The 18,080-nt window shown below is 51.0% G+C and carries 16 protein-coding genes and 1 tRNA gene; 4 read left to right on the forward strand and 13 right to left on the reverse strand.

Translation table 11 applies throughout. The features are described 5' to 3' along the window. Positions 1–77: 77 nt before the first annotated feature. Positions 78–1,136, reverse strand: a complete 1,059-nt coding sequence (gene mutY, locus H503_RS0106390; protein WP_014128080.1) for an A/G-specific adenine glycosylase — start codon at positions 1,134–1,136, stop codon at positions 78–80. Then, complete coding sequence (locus tag H503_RS0106395; protein WP_016459971.1) at positions 1,120–1,605, reverse strand: 8-oxo-dGTP diphosphatase; 486 nt, start codon at positions 1,603–1,605, stop codon at positions 1,120–1,122. Before H503_RS0106395 ends, mutY begins: the two co-directional genes overlap by 17 nt. Before the next feature lie 373 nt (positions 1,606–1,978). Here H503_RS0106395 and H503_RS0106400 point away from each other — a divergent pair, with 373 nt between their 5' ends. Further along, on the forward strand, positions 1,979–3,529 hold the full coding sequence (locus tag H503_RS0106400) for an AbgT family transporter (RefSeq protein ID WP_009016033.1): 1,551 nt from the start codon (positions 1,979–1,981) through the stop codon (positions 3,527–3,529). 447 nt (positions 3,530–3,976) lie between these two features. On the opposite strand, the gene H503_RS0106405 is transcribed toward H503_RS0106400, so the two are convergent. The 11 genes from H503_RS0106405 to obgE form a co-directional block, all read right to left on the reverse strand. After that, a complete protein-coding gene (locus H503_RS0106405; protein WP_009016032.1) occupies positions 3,977–5,086 on the reverse strand; it encodes a M20 family metallopeptidase in 1,110 nt (369 codons plus the stop codon). A 76-nt stretch (positions 5,087–5,162) separates the two neighbouring features. After that, positions 5,163–6,170, reverse strand: a complete 1,008-nt coding sequence (locus H503_RS0106410; protein WP_009016031.1) for a 5-oxoprolinase subunit C family protein — start codon at positions 6,168–6,170, stop codon at positions 5,163–5,165. Next, positions 6,167–6,940, reverse strand: coding sequence for a 5-oxoprolinase subunit PxpB (gene pxpB, locus H503_RS0106415; protein ID WP_014128078.1), 774 nt, complete (start codon positions 6,938–6,940; stop codon positions 6,167–6,169). Before pxpB ends, H503_RS0106410 begins: the two co-directional genes overlap by 4 nt. Positions 6,941–6,952: 12 nt before the next feature. Then, positions 6,953–8,140, reverse strand: coding sequence for an NRAMP family divalent metal transporter (locus H503_RS0106420; RefSeq protein WP_009016030.1), 1,188 nt, complete (start codon positions 8,138–8,140; stop codon positions 6,953–6,955). A 69-nt stretch (positions 8,141–8,209) separates the two neighbouring features. Next, the gene (locus tag H503_RS0106425) at positions 8,210–8,977 is read right to left on the reverse strand and encodes a LamB/YcsF family protein (RefSeq protein WP_009016029.1); all 768 of its coding nucleotides are present in this window, start codon (positions 8,975–8,977) and stop codon (positions 8,210–8,212) included. 460 nt (positions 8,978–9,437) lie between these two features. After that, positions 9,438–10,652, reverse strand: a complete 1,215-nt coding sequence (locus H503_RS0106435) for an ABC transporter permease (RefSeq protein ID WP_014128076.1) — start codon at positions 10,650–10,652, stop codon at positions 9,438–9,440. A 1-nt stretch (position 10,653) separates the two neighbouring features. Then, positions 10,654–11,337 (reverse strand): ABC transporter ATP-binding protein, encoded by a 684-nt coding sequence (locus H503_RS0106440; RefSeq protein WP_009016027.1) that lies wholly within the window; start codon positions 11,335–11,337, stop codon positions 10,654–10,656. A 21-nt stretch (positions 11,338–11,358) separates the two neighbouring features. Next, the gene (locus H503_RS0106445) at positions 11,359–12,423 is read right to left on the reverse strand and encodes an efflux RND transporter periplasmic adaptor subunit (RefSeq protein ID WP_248604843.1); all 1,065 of its coding nucleotides are present in this window, start codon (positions 12,421–12,423) and stop codon (positions 11,359–11,361) included. Between the two features lie 150 nt (positions 12,424–12,573). Then, entirely contained in the window at positions 12,574–13,830 is a 1,257-nt protein-coding gene (locus tag H503_RS0106450) for a glutamate-5-semialdehyde dehydrogenase (protein ID WP_009016025.1), read from the reverse strand. Positions 13,831–13,842: 12 nt separating this feature from the next. Continuing rightward, complete coding sequence (gene proB / locus H503_RS0106455) at positions 13,843–14,967, reverse strand: glutamate 5-kinase (RefSeq protein WP_009016024.1); 1,125 nt, start codon at positions 14,965–14,967, stop codon at positions 13,843–13,845. 50 nt (positions 14,968–15,017) lie between these two features. Further along, positions 15,018–16,298 carry a GTPase ObgE gene (obgE, locus tag H503_RS0106460; protein WP_026385583.1) on the reverse strand — a complete coding sequence of 427 codons (1,281 nt, stop codon included), beginning with the start codon at positions 16,296–16,298 and terminating at the stop codon, positions 15,018–15,020. Positions 16,299–16,569: 271 nt separating this feature from the next. On the opposite strand from obgE, the gene H503_RS0106465 reads away from it, so the two are divergent. From H503_RS0106465 to H503_RS0106475, 3 genes are all read left to right on the forward strand, one after another. After that, a tRNA-Arg gene (locus tag H503_RS0106465) sits at positions 16,570–16,646 on the forward strand. A 147-nt stretch (positions 16,647–16,793) separates the two neighbouring features. Continuing rightward, complete coding sequence (locus tag H503_RS0106470) at positions 16,794–17,054, forward strand: heavy-metal-associated domain-containing protein (RefSeq protein WP_009016022.1); 261 nt, start codon at positions 16,794–16,796, stop codon at positions 17,052–17,054. Between the two features lie 3 nt (positions 17,055–17,057). After that, positions 17,058–17,840, forward strand: coding sequence for a ZIP family metal transporter (locus H503_RS0106475; protein WP_009016021.1), 783 nt, complete (start codon positions 17,058–17,060; stop codon positions 17,838–17,840). Positions 17,841–18,080 lie beyond the last annotated feature (240 nt).

Below are 18,080 nucleotides of genomic sequence, written 5' to 3' on the forward strand. Positions count from 1 at the left end.
AAAAATAATATCATGGATTAAGACGTATTATATCATATGAATCCGCACTTGTATACCCCATAAGGGTACTTTGCAGTTCACCGCGTAAGTATGACTCCTGGAAGGCAAGCAGCAAGACATTTTTCTGCGGGTCCACAAAGGGGCAAGGTCCCGAGGGTCCCTTCATCGACCCACACATAAGAGGGATCGGGCAAGCTGCAGGGAATCGTTCCTAAGTAGACCGTCATCTGCCAAATTTGATGGGTAAAGACATGACGATGGGTCCAGATGATCTTTCCTTCAACTGTTCCAAGCATCCGTTCCGCTTCCTTTCGGCTTTCCTTTTCCGTCTTGCCGAGGAAGGTCGGAAGCTCCCATAAGGAAGCAAGGAGACCTGTTTCCGGTCTTTTATGAAGAAGCAGGGCTCCTTGCTTACGGATGAAAAGACTTGTCACTTCATAAATGGTCGGTGCCTTTTTCTTTTTGCGGACTGGCAGCTCGCTGGTCCGATTTTCCAGGAATGCGGTACAGAAATCTTTAAGAGGACAAGATCCGCAGCGCGGGACGTGGGGAATACAAATCGTGGCACCAAGGTCCATCAATGCTTCATTGAAGTCTCCCGGCCGGTCTTGAGGAATGACGGTTTGAGCGATTCGTCCTATGATTCGTTTGCCCTTAAGGGAAAGGATATCATCCGAGATCCCAAAAAGACGGGCCATTACCCGCAACAGGTTGCCATCCACGGCGGGGACAGCGTGTCCAAAGGCCATGGATAAAATGGCACCTGCCGTATAGTCACCGATGCCGGGCAGGGCACGCACCGCCTCCAGCGTATCGGGAAAAATTCCATGATATTGGAGGACGATTTCCCTTGCCGCTTTATGGAGGTTTCTAGCCCTAGAATAATAGCCCAGGCCCTGCCATAATTTGAGGACCTCCTCTTCAGACGCCTGCGCCAAAGCGCTTACGGTAGGAAAAGCGGCCATCCAGCGAACATAATAATCCTTTACGGTTTCCGTCCGCGTCTGTTGGAGCATGATTTCCGAGACCCACACATGGTAGGGATCACGAGGATGATTGGCTCGCCAAGGAAGGTCTCGTTTGGTCTCATCGAACCAATGCAAAAGGGCGGGAACCCACTCATTTTCGACTGTCAAGATGAACCTCCCGGAAAACGGCATCAAGGACCGTGCTGCCATCTTCAGCAAAAGCAATGGTGCCCCGAACCTGTTTATTCTGAAGAATCAAGGGAATCCACGTTTTATCCGCTTCCCACATGTCCTCATAAGGCAGGTCTTCCAAGGAAAACCAGCGAGGTTCCATTTCGTCGCTGGCTTCAATAGTACCGGTAAATTTCTTGAGTACATAGACCATGCCCCCATGGGACCAATTCCCATCAGACGGCTGATCAAAATATAGGTCTGCCACGAGGATCAGGTCCTTTTCCTCGGCAAAAAGACCGCATTCCTCAAATAGTTCCCGCAGGGCACATTCCCGCATGGATTCGCCGATTTCCATCTTGCCGCCAAAGCCGTTCCATTTACCATAGCCCATACCCCGTTTCTTGCGGCCCAAGAGGATCCTGCCCTGTCCATCCAGGGGGAAAACCAAGGAAGTATCACGCATATTTGCTGCCCCCTTCACCTTTGAATAATTATCGAATGGAATGATTTTTCGCTTTCTTCTATCATACCACAGTTTAGGTGCCTTTGCCGGTTCCGCCTTCATTTTACGTAAAATTTTTCCCAGTATAAAACCTCATTACCTTATTATTTTTAGGTTTTTTATTTTTGTACTATTCATATTATTAAGTTTTTGGTAAAATAAGGTTGGAACTGATACAAAACTTACGGAAAGGAGGTTCTTGAGACAGAGGGGAATTGTCTCATCACTTGGAACAACGTGCCTATCATGCTCATATCATCATCCAGATTCACATTTCAGAACAAGGAAATCCTCTTATGGACCCTTGTTCCACATGTACCCAAGGAGAGAAAAAATGTCTGAAAAAGAAAAAATGAACACACAGAACAAGAAAGAGATCAGCGGCTTTTTAAAAGGAGTTGAAATCATCGGCAATAAATTGCCCCATCCTGCCATGCTCTTTCTGCTTTTAGCGGTCATCGTCGTCATCATATCCCATTTTGTTGCTGCCCAAGGCGTCTCCGTCACCTATTTTGACGCCCGTGCCAAGGCCGAAGTCACCAAAAAAGCCGTGTCCCTGCTCACCCCGGATGGCCTGCGCTACATGTTCAACTCTGCAACCAAGAACTTTACCGGATTTGCCCCTTTGGGAACAGTCCTTGTAGCCATGCTCGGTGTCGGTGTTGCTGAATGGACGGGACTCTTCAATACATCCCTGAAAAAGCTTCTCATGAACGCTAACCCGAAGTTCCTCACCCCCATTGTGCTTTTTGCCGGGATCATGTCCAACATTGCCTCTGATGCAGGTTATATCATCGTTATTCCCATTGGCGCCTTGATCTTTGCCATGGCCGGACGGCATCCGCTGGCAGGGATGGCAGCCGCTTTTGCCGGCGTATCGGGCGGCTTTTCTGCAAACCTTCTCATCGGCACGACGGATCCCCTCCTGACCGGCATTACCAACCAAGCCCTCAAGGCAGCGGGAATTGATATGACCCTTGACCCAACCTGCAACTGGTACTTTCTGGCTGCTTCGACTTTCGTCCTGACCCTTATAGGAACCATCGTGACGGATAAGATTGTCGAACCGAACCTGGGCACCTACACCGGTAAATACAGACCGGACAACGCCCCTGTCACAGACCTTGAAAACAAAGCTCTCCGCAATGCCACCATCGCTCTTATCATTTACGTCCTGATTATGGGACTCCTGATGTTCCCAGCCAATGCCCTTTTCCGCAGTCCTGAACCAGATGGGGTCCTGACCCTCAAAGCCTTCCTTCATGACGGACTCATTCCAGCCATCCTGCTTCTCTTCCTCATCCCGGGCGCTGCCTACGGCTGGACGACGGGCAAACTCCGCACCTCACATGACCTTGTTGCCGCTATGACGGAAGCCATGAAATCCATGGGCGGATACATGGTTCTTGCTTTCTTCGCCTCCCAGTTCATTGCCTACTTCGGGAAAACCAACCTGGGCCTCATTGTTTCCTTCAAAGGTGCCGATGCGCTTGAAGCAGCAGGCCTTACAGGGCTCCCACTCATTATTCTCTTCATTTTCCTGTCCGCCTTCCTTAACCTCTTTATGGGGTCTGCATCGGCAAAATGGGCCATCATGGCCCCCATCTTCGTTCCCATGATGTATCGGCTCGGTCTTTCCCCTGCCCTGACACAGGTTGCCTACCGCATTGGGGACTCTTCCACCAATATCATTACTCCCCTCATGTCCTATTTTGCCATGATTGTCGTCTTCATGAATAAATATGAAGAAGATGCCGGACTTGGGACCCTCACTTCCATGATGCTGCCTTATTCCATGAGCTTTCTCTGCTTCTGGACCATCATGATGGCTCTTTGGATGATGGCAGGCCTGCCAGTTGGGCCGGGGGCCGGTCTGTTCCTCTAAGCACGGTTTATTCCCTGATCCTGTCTCATCTTGTTTCAAAACCATCGAATACCCGATAGGGTCCCTGCCTCTGCTGGGAGAAAAGGGACGAAAGAAACGCAAAAAACCGCTGTGGCTTATGCTGCAGCGGTTTTTCGTATTTTTCCAAAAGACAATCAGCGCGTCTTCTAAACAGCCAAAGAAAAACAGATGCATGGATATTCCCCCAGCCTTTACCCTCACTTTGTTTTATCGGCGCTGTATATTCCTTGTCGCCAGTTGATCCACCGTCCCCATTTAATGGGCAAAGGGGCAGACCGAAGGCCATCACATTCCATTTTCAAGGCATAATCAACAGGAAATCAAGAACAAGGGGCCGGACAGGGCCCCTTCATCTAGGACCTATGAGAACAAAAGGCGAAAACAAGGGCCTTTTCTCAGACCCATACAGATTACGACCGTCTTTTCTCAAAGAAGGCTGTCAATGAGCGCTTTAACAAAAGCATAACGCGGCATGATGCTGCTGATCTTTCCATATTCATCCACGGAATGCGCCTTGCCGCCAATGGGTCCCAATCCGTCGATCGTGGAAATTCCAAGGGCAGCGGTAAGGTTGCCGTCACTGCCTCCGCCGGATTTGGTCCAACCAAAAGAGAGGCCTACCTTTTTTGCGGCTTCTTCCGCTTTCCGGCAGAGGGCCTCTGTTTTTTCCGAAGGGTTCATGGGCGGTCGTTTCATTCCCCCCTCGACCATAACTTTGACGCGGTCATCAAAAGGCGTCTTGGCCCAGGCACGAAGCGCTTCATCGATGCGATGCCCTTCTGCCTCATCCTTGACGCGTGCGTCAATGACGCATTCGCAGTGGTCCGCGACCACGTTAGCAGCGGTTCCTCCCATAATGGTGCCAATATTGACGGTTGTTCCTTTTTGGGGATTGGCAAGGCCAACAATCTGCTGGCCCCAGCGCATACATTCATGAACAGCGCTGGCCCCTTGATCGGGATTGACGCCGGCATGGGCTGCAATCCCCTCAAAGATAAGTCGGTACTTGCTGATGCCCTTCCGTTCCTTGACAAGATCCCCATTGGGGCGCGCTGACTCCATGATGAGAACGGCCTTCGCCTTTCTGGCTTCCCCTTCAATGACAGGACGGGAATAAACAGAGCTGATTTCTTCATCCGGCGTGAAAAGAAGGAGGACATGGCCGGAGCTTTTCTCTCGGGCCAGGTCTTCTGCCAAATGGACCATGAAGAGGTCGCCGCATTTCATGTCCGAAGCACCAGGTCCTTTAAAATCATCCCCCTCCGTGGAAAAAGGCCGCTCCACGGCAGTGCCCGCCGGAAAGACCGTGTCCATATGACCTAATAAGAGCACATCATAGGTCTTGCCTTTGCCCCATTCCGCACGCAAGATAGGCCCCACTTCCTTACCGACAGAAATCAGTTTGGTCCGCCAAGCTGCCGCATCCAGACGTTTTTTGATCCACGCCGCTACCTTACCCGTACCAACCGCATCCCGACTGAACGATTCCAAGGCTACAAGTTCCTTGAGTTCTTCTAAAAAGATAGTTTCATTCATGAGCTACCCTCCTGTGGAAATTAAAAAGACAAAGACTTGAAAAGGGAGCCCAGCCGCAGCGGGGTTCCCCTTCAAGTTAATTTTTTTTCTGCAAGGTTGCCGCAAGGGAGTCCTTAAGTGCCGCCAGATAAGTTTCCTGCTTGGCATAGCTTTTTTCTGCCTCGGTCAGGGTGGTCCATGCAAAGCAGATCTTATCACCCGGCCTCATCTGAGCAAGACGCGGCAAATCCACCAAGGCCACCTGACCAATCTTGGCATAGCCGCCTGTCGTCTGCCGATCCGCCATAAGGATGATGGGATTGCCGTCAGCCGGAACCTGAATGGCACCAAAGGTGACCGGTTCAGAAATAAGGTCCCGTTTTTCCCTAAAGGTGAGCTTCACACCTTCGAGGCGATATCCCATGCGGTCTGCCTGCATCGTAATGGTATAGGGTTCCGTCACAAAGGTGCGCTGGCTTTCCTCTGTGAACCAATCGTATTGGAGCCCTTCCATGATGCGGATGGGGCCTTTAGCAAAGACAAAGCTGCCATCAATGGACCAGGGAACCGTGACAAAGGAATCTCCTTCCTTGGCGCTGCGTTCCATTCTTCCCACAAACGCTGCTTGATGAGGACCAATGGTTCCGATAGGAAGTTCATCCCCTTTATCGATGGGACGGCCCTTGACTCCGCCGATTTTAGCCCGCAGATAGGTACTCTTGCTTTCCATGACCTGAGGCACGTCAAACCCGCCTGCAACGGAGAGGTAGGCCCGGCTGCCGGTCTGGGCAAAGCCAAAGGTCAGGATGGCCTCCTTACGGACATAGATAGGACGATAACGGGGCACAGGCTTACCGCCCAAGGTCGCTTTCATATCGGCACCGGTCAGGGCAAAAACCAGCCCTGCCGGCAGTACCAGAACAGGCCCGCTCATGGTCATTTCCAAAGCCCCTTCACCAGGATCGTTCTGGACGAGCAGATTGGAAAGGCGCAAGGATACATCATCCATGGCCCCACTGACAAGAACACCAAATTTTTGATAGCCGTAGCGTCCCAGGTCCTGGAGGGTCGTCAGGGGTCCGCCTTTTTTAACGAGGATTCTCATTGTGGCCGGCCTCCTTCCTCTTTCTCCTTAAGTTCCTTATATTCTTCCGGCGTAATGGAATAAAACTCAATGCGGTCCCCCGCTTCAAGCATGCTCGGATGAGCCAAGTCGTAGGGACGGAAGAGATCCAACGGGGTACGACCAATGAGCTGCCAACCGCCCGGCGTTTCAAAGGGATACGCCCCCGTCTGGGAGCCCGCAATCCCTACGGAGCCAGCAGGGATGACAAGACGCGGTGTATCCCGCCGTGGTGTTGCAATTTCTGGGGGCAAGCCGCCTACATAAGGAAAGCCCGGAGCAAAGCCAATCATATAGACGAGGTAATCCCCACTGGTGTGGATGGAAACCACTTCTTCCGGCGTCATCTTATGGTACTCGGCTACATATTCCAGGTCAGGCCCATATTCACCACCGTAGCAGACAGGAACGCGGACCTTTTCCCGCACCGATGCTTCGCCAAAGCGCAGATCCTTCAAAAGCGCCTCCACACAAGCCTTGGCTTCGCGGTAACCCTTGGAAAGGCGGCTGTCTTCGGCAAGATGACTTGTGCGCGATAGAATCAAGGGATCATAAAAGACCGTGACTCCCGTATAGGATGCTTCCACTTCCCGAAGTCCCGGAAAGGGATGATCCTTTAAGGCCTCTACAAGGGCACTGGCGCAGCGCAGGATCTCAGGATGGATGGCATCGCCAAAACTGACCATGAACGCGGCCTCCCCAATAGGTTGGAAACGGGGATGACAAACAAGTTCTTTCGCATCGTATTCCATGAAGTTTCCTCCTTAGCCCAACAATTTTGGCAGCATCTTCATGACGGTCTGTCCTGCCATGTAGAGCATGACCAGGAAAACGCCCCAACCAGCATAGAACAGGAATGAAGAATGCTGGTAGCTTCCCACAATGGATTTTTTTCGGGCCGCAAGGAGCAGGGCGCCCAGCACAATTGGAAGGATCAGTCCATTGAGTGCGCCAACCACAACAAGGACCGTGACCGGGCGACCAATAAACGAGAAGATGAAGGACGAAAAAATGATAAAAGCAATGATGAGATAACGATGGTATTTTTCAAGGACAGGGCTGAAGGTCCGAATAAAGGACACAGACGTATAGGCGCAGCCTACAACGGACGTAATGGCCGCTGACCACATGACAATCCCAAAGATCTTGTAGCCCACATCTCCCACTGCCAGCTGGAATACAGAAGCAGGTGGGTTCTTTGGATCAAGAGTCAGTCCTTGGGCAATGACGCCCAAAGCAGCTAAAAAGAGCAGGATACGCATAAGGCTCGTGATTCCAATGCCCATGAGGGAGCTGCGGTTGACCTGGTCCAAGTTTTCTTCACCGGAAATCCCCGCGTCAAGAAGACGGTGACCGCCGGCAAAGGTGATATAGCCGCCAACACTGCCGCCAACAAGGGTTATAATACTCATGACGTCAATTTTTTCCGGCATGAAGGTATTGGAAAGGGCAAGCCCAATGGGCGGGTGGCTCGTAAACGCCACATAGATCGTAAGGAGCACCATCAAGCCTCCGACAATCTGGGCAAAGCGGTCCATAAGGCGCCCCGCTTCCTTGTTAAGGAAAATAAAAACGGCAATAACCGTACTGATGAGAGCACCAGCAACAGGGGAAATCCCAAAAAGAACATTCATACCGAGACCGGCACCGCCAATATTGCCGATGTTGAAGGCAAGTCCGCCGGCAACGACAAGGGCCGAAACGAAGTAGCCAAGACCCGGCAGGACTGCGTTGGCAATATCCTGACCTGGTTTTTTGGAAACGGCGATGATGCGCCACACATTGAGCTGGGTAATCGCATGGATGATGATAGTGACGAGGATGACAAAGCCAAAGCTCCCTTTGAGCTGGCTTGTAAAGACCGTTGTCTGCGTGAGAAACCCCGGTCCAATAGCACTGGTTGCCATGAGAAAGGCGGCGCCCAAAAGGACGCTGAGGTTGGATTCTTTCATATTGGTTGCTCCTTTTCAGCTAATATTCAAAAGCAAGGATCGAATCAGGAAGGACCCATGGCCCCAACCTTACCGCAAAAACGAACCAGCGGGGGCAATCTCCACACCTTTTTCCGCAAGGGCCTTACGAATCTTCTGCACAAAGAGAAGAGCCTTCGGGCCATCACCATGTACGCAGATAGAGTCAGCCTTGATGGGAATGACCTTACCGGACAGGCAGGTCACCTTGTGGTCAAGGACCATGGAAAGCACCTGGGCGATGGACGCGTCTTCATCGGTAATCATTGCACCGGGTTTGGACCGAGGCGTCAGTGTGCCGTCTTCCTGGTAGCTTCGGTCAGCAAAGACTTCCGCAGCCGTAAGAAGGCCAATCTTTTCTGCCGCCTTGATACTTTCCGTTCCTGGCTGGGCAAAAAGGATCAGGTCCTTATCGACATCATAGACAGCCTGGGCAATGGCTTCTGCTAGGGCAGCATCCTTGGCCGCCATATTGTACATGGCTCCATGGGGTTTGACATGCTGCAGCCGTCCACCAGCCGCCTTGGCAAAAGCAGCCAGGGCACCCACTTGATAGACCACCATGGCATAAACGTCCTTAGGACTGACGGCCATGGTCCTACGGCCGAAGCCGACAAGGTCGGGATAACCGGGATGAGCCCCTAATCCAATCCGGTTTTCGTGGGCAAGGGCAATGGTTTTCTGCATGACCGCCGGATCGCCGGCATGAAAACCACAAGCAATATTGGCACTTGTGACCAGGGGGATGACCTCTTTATCCATACCAATCGTATACGCGCCAAAACTTTCACCAAGATCAGAGTTCAAATCAACCTTCATGTAACTGCACCTCCCAAAAATAACAACCTAACCGCTCGGACAGTCCCTTTAAAAGTGGTCCTCTCCCTGCGAAATTTTTTTCGCACCATTTGTTTTACCACACTAATACGGAACTGTTCTAAATCGACTTCTTTATTATACGGTATCGCCGATTCTTTTGCCTACTAATTCAAAAAAATCCATTCCCCGAAAGGAATGGATTCATAAAACTGTCAATTTTTATACAATTCATCGGGGGTTTTTTCACCTTTCCCACAGGCAACGCGAAAAGGGTTTTATCTACCCGCGCTTGCAAGAGCGGATTCAGTATCCCAATAAACGGACAATAAAATAATAAATGACTGCAAGGATCACAAAATAACAAAAAGCTTTGCCGCGATCCTTTAAATCAAAACGGGTCTTTGGTGTGTGGAGAAAAGCCCAGAAACCGCGGGCTTTTTCCATAAGGATTGATTCTCTCTTATTCATAACGAAGCGCGTCAATCGGATCAAGAAGAGCCGCTTTCTTGGCAGGATAAAGCCCAAAGAAAAGACCAATTCCAACAGAAAAGACGACTGAAATAATGGTTGCAAGGACCGAAATGACAATCGGCCAGCCAATGATCCGCGCGGCAATGACAGAAACAATTGTGCCTAGGATCATGCCCGTCGTTCCGCCCGTGACACCAATGACCATGGATTCAACGAGGAACTGCAGCAAGATATCATGGTAGGTCGCCCCAAGGGCCTTGCGGATACCGATTTCCCGCGTCCGTTCCGTTACGGAAACAAGCATGATGTTCATAATACCGATGCCGCCGACAAGAAGACTGATGGCCGCAATGATAGCCAAAAGCAAGGTGATGGACCCCGTCGTTTCCTGAGCGGTCTTGATGATTTCTGCCAGATTCCGAACACTAAAGTCATCGTCTTCGCCCGTACGGATCTTGTGGCGTTGCCGCAGCAGCGTGACTACATCGGATTGGACCTGTTCAATCGTATTTTCATTCTCGCACTGGATCGTGATATTTCGGATATAAGTAATGCCCATCAGCCGCTGCATAGCCGTAGTAAGGGGAACAAAGACCACATCATCCTGATCCTGCCCCATAGAGGATTGTCCTTTGCTGTTTAGGACACCAACAACCCTAAAAGGGGCTTTATTGATACGGACAGTTTTCCCTACAGGATCTCCTTCGGGGAATAGATTGTCTGCAACCGTCTGTCCTATAACACAAACCCTGTCACGGCTCGTCAGTTCTTTTTCCGTATACATACGGCCTGTCTTGATGGTATAGTTCCGGATGTCAATGATATTAGGCGTCATGCCCTGGACCTGCGTATTCCAGTTTTGGTTTCCCGCAACAAGCTGGTAGCTGCTTTGTACGCCAGGCGCCACGTATTTGATGCCATCGACATTCTTTTCAATGGCCTTAGCATCATCATACGTCAAATGTGCCCCGCTGCCGCTGGCAATCCGCTGTCCATTGGCGGTACGTCCGCCGCTCATGACAATGAGCAGGTTACTTCCCATACTGGAGATGTTTTCCTTGACTTTTTCCTGCATCCCAAGGCCCAAGGAAACCATGGCAATGACAGCACCGACACCGATGATGATGCCCAGCATGGTAAGAAAAGTCCGGAGCTTATTGGAAAGCATGCCTTCGAAGGCCATCTTGATGCATTCCTTCAGCATATCATTCCCTCCGTTCATCCTTGATGAGCTTCCCATCCCGGATGGTCAGGATGCGCTGCGTCATATCAGCCAGTTCCGGTTCATGAGTAACCATGATGACGGTCTTGCCCATATGGTTCAATTTTTCAAAGATATCTATGATTTCCAAGGTTGATTTGGTATCAAGGTTTCCTGTCGGTTCATCGGCCATGATGATAGCCGGGTCATTGATGAGCGCCCGCGCAATGGCGACACGCTGACGCTGCCCACCGCTCATCTCATTGGGTTTATGGTAAAGCCGCGCGCCGAGCCCCACTTCAGTAAGGGCCTTCTCGGCCCGCTCGGTCCTCTCCTTGAGATCGACCCCAGCGTAGATCAGGGGAAGAGCCACATTGTCTACAGCCGACAGGCGGGACAGGAGATTGAAGCTCTGGAACACAAAGCCAATGCGGGCATTGCGCGTATGGGCCAGTTCATCATCTGTATAACGGGCAATATTCTTACCTTCGAGGATATACTCCCCCGATGTCGGGCGGTCAAGACAGCCCAAGACATTCATCAACGTCGACTTCCCGCTTCCTGAAGGCCCTACGATGGAAGTAAATTTACCCTTTTCGAAACTGACAGTAAGATGGTTCAGGGCATAAACCGTCGTATCCCCCATCGCATAACTTTTTACAATATCCTTTAGTTCAATGACGTTCATGGATTCGCTTTCCTCCCTTCATCAAATGGGAGGACCTCCGCGCTGCTGCGTCTTAACGATCACAGTCTTGACTTCAAGTTCATCGCCCTCCTCAAGGTCACCGCTCACCGCAATCCGGTCTTCACCCTGCATAAGGACCTTGACGTCCACTTCCCGTGCTGTGCCCGACGCCCGATCAAGGACCTTCACATACTTTCTGTCCCCGCTGGTAAAGAGGCATTTGGAAGAAATGGAAAGGGCATCATCCACTTCCCCGATGATGACATTGGCCCGTGCCGTCATGGTCGGAAGGAGCTTGTTGTCCACATTGTCAACATCGACATAGCAAGTATAGTAATTGACATTGTTAGTTGTCGTCGCACTTCGGCTGATGAGGGAAATGATTCCCTTAAACGTTTCATCAGGATAGGCATCAACGGTAAACTCAACTGTCTGGCCGTCCTTGATCTGGCCAATATCGGATTCATCGACCATGAGCTCAATCTGCATCTTATCCAAGGTCGCTACATTCATGATGACCTGCGGCGTCGAAACACCGGGCGATACCGTCTGTCCTACAGGAGTCGGTTTGCCAATGACATACCCGTCAATCGGGGACGTAATGATCGTATCGTTGGTATTTGAAACAGCCTGTTCATAGTCTGCCTTGGCATAATCATAATTGGCCTTGGCCGTATCAAAGACGCTCTGGGAAATGGCGCCTTCCTCGAGAAGCTGCGCATCCCGCCGATAAGTGGCTTCCCGGTCTGACAGAGTAGCTTCTTTCATCACCTGGGTCTTCATCAGGGACGTATCATCAAGTTTCAAGAGCGGCTGTCCTGCCGTAACATGCTGATTTTCCTTGACATAGACCGCAACGATACGACCCGTAATCTTCGAGTTGATTTCAACATTGTCTTGGGCACTCAGTGCGCCTGTAGCCGAAACAGTCTGGCGTACTGTTTCCCGGCTCACCGTGTCCGTACGGATCTGTGCCAAAGCCTCTTTGGCTTTCTTGTCCTTGTACCAGAGGCCGCCAGCTGCCGCGGCTGCCAAAAGAACGGCCAAACAGCCGACAAGGATACGATGTTTCTTCAAAAAATCCACGTTATTCCCCACCTCATTTACTGTAAGCGGAAGGAACCCTTGGACCAAGGCTCCTCCCGGCAGGAAAAAGGTCCTGCTCCCCACTCCACATACTGGGTTTATGATAACAATCCTTCATGAAGAAATCATGAAGGATTGTAAAAGATTCCGTTACGAACGGATCTGTCCATTTCCACAAATCAGGTATTTGGTTGTCGTCAGCTCCGGCAGGGCCATAGGGCCGCGGGCATGGAGTTTCTGCGTACTGATGCCGATTTCCGCGCCAAACCCGAATTGGAACCCGTCCGTAAACCGTGTCGATGCATTCACGTAGACGCAGGCCGCATCAACCACTTGCTGGAAGCGGCGGGCTGTTTCGTAATCGTCTGTCACAATGGCTTCAGAGTGCCCCGTTCCATAGCGGCGAATATGGGCAACCGCTTCTTCCATGGAATCAACGATACGGATGCTCAGGCGAAGGTCATTGTATTCCGTGGCCCAATCTTCATCGGTAGCAGGAATCATGCCTTTTTCATAAGCCAAGGCCCGATCATCACCAATCATCGTCACATGAGCCTTTTGATAAGCTTTCACCATAGCCGGCATAAAGGCATCCGCAATTTCCTTATGGACAAGAAGCGTTTCCATGGAATTGCATGTACTGGGCCGATTGACCTTGGCATTGAGGGCAATGGAAACGGCCATAGCCACATCGGCCTTTTTATCCACATAAGTATGGCAGACACCGGATCCGGTTTCGATAACAGGCACCGAGGCGCCGCTTACAACCGTGCGGATAAGTCCTGCACCGCCGCGGGGAATGACCACATCGACAAGACCGTCGAGATGGATCAGTTCCGTGACCGCTTCCCGCTCTGGAATATTGATAAACTGGACGGCGCCTTCGGGAAGACCGGCCTTGCGGCCTGCTGCAATGAGGGCATCGCTTACAGCCTTATTGGAATGGAGGGCTTCCCGGCCCCCCTTCAAGATCACGGCATTACCGCTTTTCACGCAGAGTGCGATGGCATCGGCCGTCACATTGGGGCGAGCTTCATAAATGATGCCAATCAGTCCCAGAGGGACGGTAACCTTTGTGATTGTAAGGCCATTGGAAAGCGTCCGTCCGCTCAGGACTTTTCCCACGGGGTCCTCAAGGTCTGCAACCTGCCGAATGCCTTCGGCCATCTGGGCCAGCCGCTCATGCGTGAGCAGCAGCCGATCCAGGAAGGAATCCTTAAGCCCGCCTTGACGTCCATTTTCCATATCAGTGGCATTGGCAGCAAGGATTGCCCTTTCTTCTGCCATGAGTCCTTCAGCCATGGCAAGAAGGATCTTATTTTTTACATCCGCACACAAAAGGCCAAGAGTAACAGAAGCCTCTTTTGCTCCTTCAGCCTGCATCCGGACCATTCCCTGTTCGTACACGGTCACGCCTCCTTACATGATGACGAGATTATCTCGGTGGATGACTTCATCCGTATGGATATAGCCCAGAACTGATTCCACATCGCCCGTCTTTTTCCCAAGGATCTTACGGATCTCCTGGGCATCGTAGTTTACAAGTCCCCGAGCCAGTTCATGTCCCTTTTCATCAGCCACGCTAACAGTCACGCCGCTTTCAAAGTCCCCTCTGACAGCCTTGATGCCGACCGGAAGAATGCTGCAGCTGCCTTTTTGCTTGAGGGCCTTTTCAAGGCCAGCATCGACAATGAGCGCACCCTCCACCTTAGCGCCAAAAGCCAGCCACTGTTTCCGGGCCTGGAGATGAGAAATATGGGGAACAAAAAGGGTCCCCACGGCATCTCCCCGAAGGATCTGGCGCAGCACCTCCGGGTCTTCCCCGGAAGCAATGACAAGGGCAATCCCCGAAGAATTAGCGACCTTTGCCGCTTGAATTTTCGTAATCATCCCGCCAGTCCCATTCTTGGAACCAGCACCGCCGGCCATGGCTTCCAGTTCCGGAGTGATTTCGGGCACCTCCGAAATGAGGCGGGCATCAGGATGGCTCTGAGGATTGGCAGTATAAAGACCGTCCACATCAGAAAGAAGGATATCGACATCAGCGTCGACGATTCCGGCTACCAAGGCGGAAAGATTGTCATTGTCACCAATCTTGAACTCATCAATAGCGACAACGTCGTTTTCATTGACAACCGGAATGACGCCCCATTCAAGCAGTTTTTGGAAGGTATTGCGGGAATTGGCATAATGATGGCGGTCAAGCGTGTCCGCACGGGTCAGGAGGACCTGGGCCACGGTCTGGCCATACTCGGCAAAAAGCCGCTCATAAATATGCATCAAAATACCCTGTCCCACGGCGGCGCAGGCCTGTTTACCTGGCATGTCCTTGGGCTTTCCCTCAAATTTTAGGCGGCCAACGCCAACAGCACCGGCACCGCTGGAAACAAGGATCATTTCATGGCCGCTGTTCTGCAGATCCGCCATAATCCTTGCCAGCTTTTCAATCTTTTCGTAATTGACCTTGCCATTGGGGTAGGTAATGGTACTCGAACCTACCTTGATGACAATCCGTTTTGCCTTTGCCAGTTTTTCCCTTTCCATCTGCTCACCTTCCTATTCCTACTCGTTTGGGATACCTGCGTTGGGGACCCTCAGTAACGATCCTCAAACTCAAAGATCATGTCACCGATCTTGACTGACTGTCCTTCTTCAATGCCCTTTTCCTTCAGGGCCTTTTCAATGCCGAGACGGCGCCAGATGAGCTGGAACCGGTACACCGCTTCTTCGTTATCAAAATTGGTCATGGCCACAAGGCGCTCAATGTTCTTGCCCTTGACTTCAAAATCAGCGTCCTCTGCATCCGTAAGGATCTCAAATGAATCGGGATCCACTTCCTTGAGGTGCCCCACTTCCAGCATCTCCTCGTCCCGCGGGGCCTTTTGAAGCATTTCAAAAGCCTTATACATGACGGTACGCAATCCATCACCCGTTGCAGCTAATGCTTTCATGATGGGATAGCCCTTTTCCGTAACATATTTTTCCAAGGCAGGATAATTTTCTTCTGCTCCAGGCAAATCCATCTTATTGGCAACGACAAGTTGGGGCCGTTTGACCAGTTTGTCACTGTAAAGGGCCAATTCCTCATTAATTTTCTTGAAATCTTCCACAGGGTCACGTCCTTCACTGCCGCTTGTATCGACAATATGAAGGATGACCCGCGTCCGTTCTATATGACGCAGGAAGTCATGCCCCAGACCGACCCCTTTGCTGGCCCCATCAATAAGTCCAGGCAGATCGGCAAGGACAAATGAGTTTTCCTCATCAAGGCGCACCACGCCAAGGACAGGAGTCAGCGTCGTAAAATGATAGGCCGCAACCTCTGGTCGTGCCGCTGAAACACGGGCAACAATGCTTGATTTGCCCACACTGGGATAGCCCACCATACCGACATCGGCCAATAGTTTCAGCTCTAGGCGCAGCCAACCTTTAGTCCCCGGCTCACCTTTTTCCGCGAAGGTCACGCCCTGTTTGGTACTTGTCACATAGCAGGCATTGCCTTTACCGCCGCGTCCGCCCTTAGCAGCAAGGAAACGGTCCCCTTCGTGGGAAAGGTCCGCCAAGACGACCCCCGTTGCATCATCAATGACAACAGTGCCCATCGGTACCTTGACTTCCACATCGGGAGCCTTGGGACCTGTGCAGTTTTTGGCCGAACCATTGCCGCCGCGGGAAGCAACAAATTTTCGTTTATAGCGAAAATCAACAAGGGTATTGAGATCCTTATAGGCTACCAGATAAACACTCCCACCGCGTCCGCCGTTACCGCCGTCAGGACCGCCGTGAGCGACAAATTTCTCACGCCGAAAACTGGAAGCTCCGTCGCCGCCGCTTCCTGCTTCTACATAGATCCTAGCTTTATCCGTAAATAACATGATTGTATCCTTCCTAAAAACATAAAAATAATGGAAATGTAGGGTTTTATTATACAATAAAGCCAGTAAAATTACCACGAGGAGCCCCTTTTCCCTATGAAATACGGGCCTAGGCGCATAGCAAGTAACAAAAGAAACAAAAGGCCAAGAAAACGGCTTGCCGATAAAAAACAGGGAACCCTTTGCAAGGGAATACTGACCCAGGAAAATATTTTAAAAAAAGCGTTGACAAAAATAAGACCATCGAGTACAATAATGACTGTTCGGTTATGACTCCGTAGCTCAGCTGGATAGAGCGTTTGGCTACGAACCAAAAGGTCGAGTGTTCGAATCACTCCGGGGCCACCAATTGAATTCAGCCGTGGAACAGACGTTCCACGGTTTTTTATTGTCCTTTTCGAAGGTTCCCAATTGACAAAAGGGGCAGGCTGGCTATACTATACTCTTGTTAGGTATAACTAACTTTTCTTGCAATCTAAAGAAGGAGTGACCCTTATGGTAAAAAACATCATCCATATTGAAGGCATGTCCTGTGGGATGTGCGAAGCCCATATTGCCGATACGATTCGGCACGCTTTCCCCCATGCCGCCCACGTATCAGCTTCCCGTTCCAAGAAAGAAGCCACTTTTGTGACAGAAACCCCTGTCGAGGAAGCCGTGATCAAAAAGGCCATTGATGAGACAGGCTACACCTATAAAGGCATGAAGACCGAGCCTTATGAAAAGAAAGGCTTCTTCTCCCGCCTTTTTGGCTAAGCCATGAATGGTTCTGTTTTCTGGGGCGTCATCATCCCCTTTATGGGAACAAGCCTCGGCGCCTGCTTCGTTTTTTTCCTGAAAAAAGGACTCAGCGAAAAAGTAAACCGGGCGCTCACGGGATTTGCGGCCGGGGTCATGACGGCGGCTTCTTTCTGGAGCCTTCTCGCACCGGCTCTGGAATTTTCACAAGCCCTCGGCCGCTGGGCCTTTCTGCCAAGCTTCATTGGCTTTTGGATTGGGGTCTTCTTTCTTCTTATCCTAGATCATGCCATCCCCCATCTGCACCAGATGAGTACGGAACCGGAAGGCCCTGTGACAAAACTCGATAAGACTCTCCTCATGCTCCTTGCCGTCACGATTCACAACATTCCGGAAGGAATGGCGGTTGGTGTCGTCTACGCCGGTTATGCAAGCGGCAATTCCCTCATTTCCCTGTCCGCGGCCCTCGCCCTTTCCCTCGGGATTGCCATCCAGAACGTACCGGAAGGGGCCATCATTTCCATGCCCCTTTACGAACGAGGCTGGAGCCTTAAAAAAGCGGCTTTCTACGGTATCCTCTCGGGCATTGTTGAACCCATCGGCGCGGTTCTAACCATTTACTTTGCCACGCAGATCATTCCTCTCATGCCTTATTTCTTGAGCTTTGCCGCCGGTGCCATGCTCTATGTCGTCGTCGAAGAGCTCATTCCGGAAATGAGCCAAGGCCACCACTCTGACATTGGTGTCCTATGCTTTTCCTTAGGATTTTCCGTCATGATGGTCCTTGACGTCGCCTTGTCCTGATAATCCTCTTTTCTTACTCGGAGCAAAAATCAATCCGATTCGCTGCCATTACGTGCCCCCACTGCTTAAGAATGGAAACAATGCCGTAAAAAAAGAGGCTGTAAAAAGTGCACCGTTCATTGATGTGTACCCCAAAAACTGGACGCATATAAATTAGTTAAATGGCATTAGTGGATGTTTCCCGATATATTTCGGGAGGCATCCATTTTGTTTTTTTCTGAATCCTTTCCTTGTTGAAAT

Origin of the sequence: Acidaminococcus intestini DSM 21505 (assembly GCF_000425045.1) — a bacterium.
Taxonomy (GTDB): domain Bacteria; phylum Bacillota; class Negativicutes; order Acidaminococcales; family Acidaminococcaceae; genus Acidaminococcus; species Acidaminococcus intestini.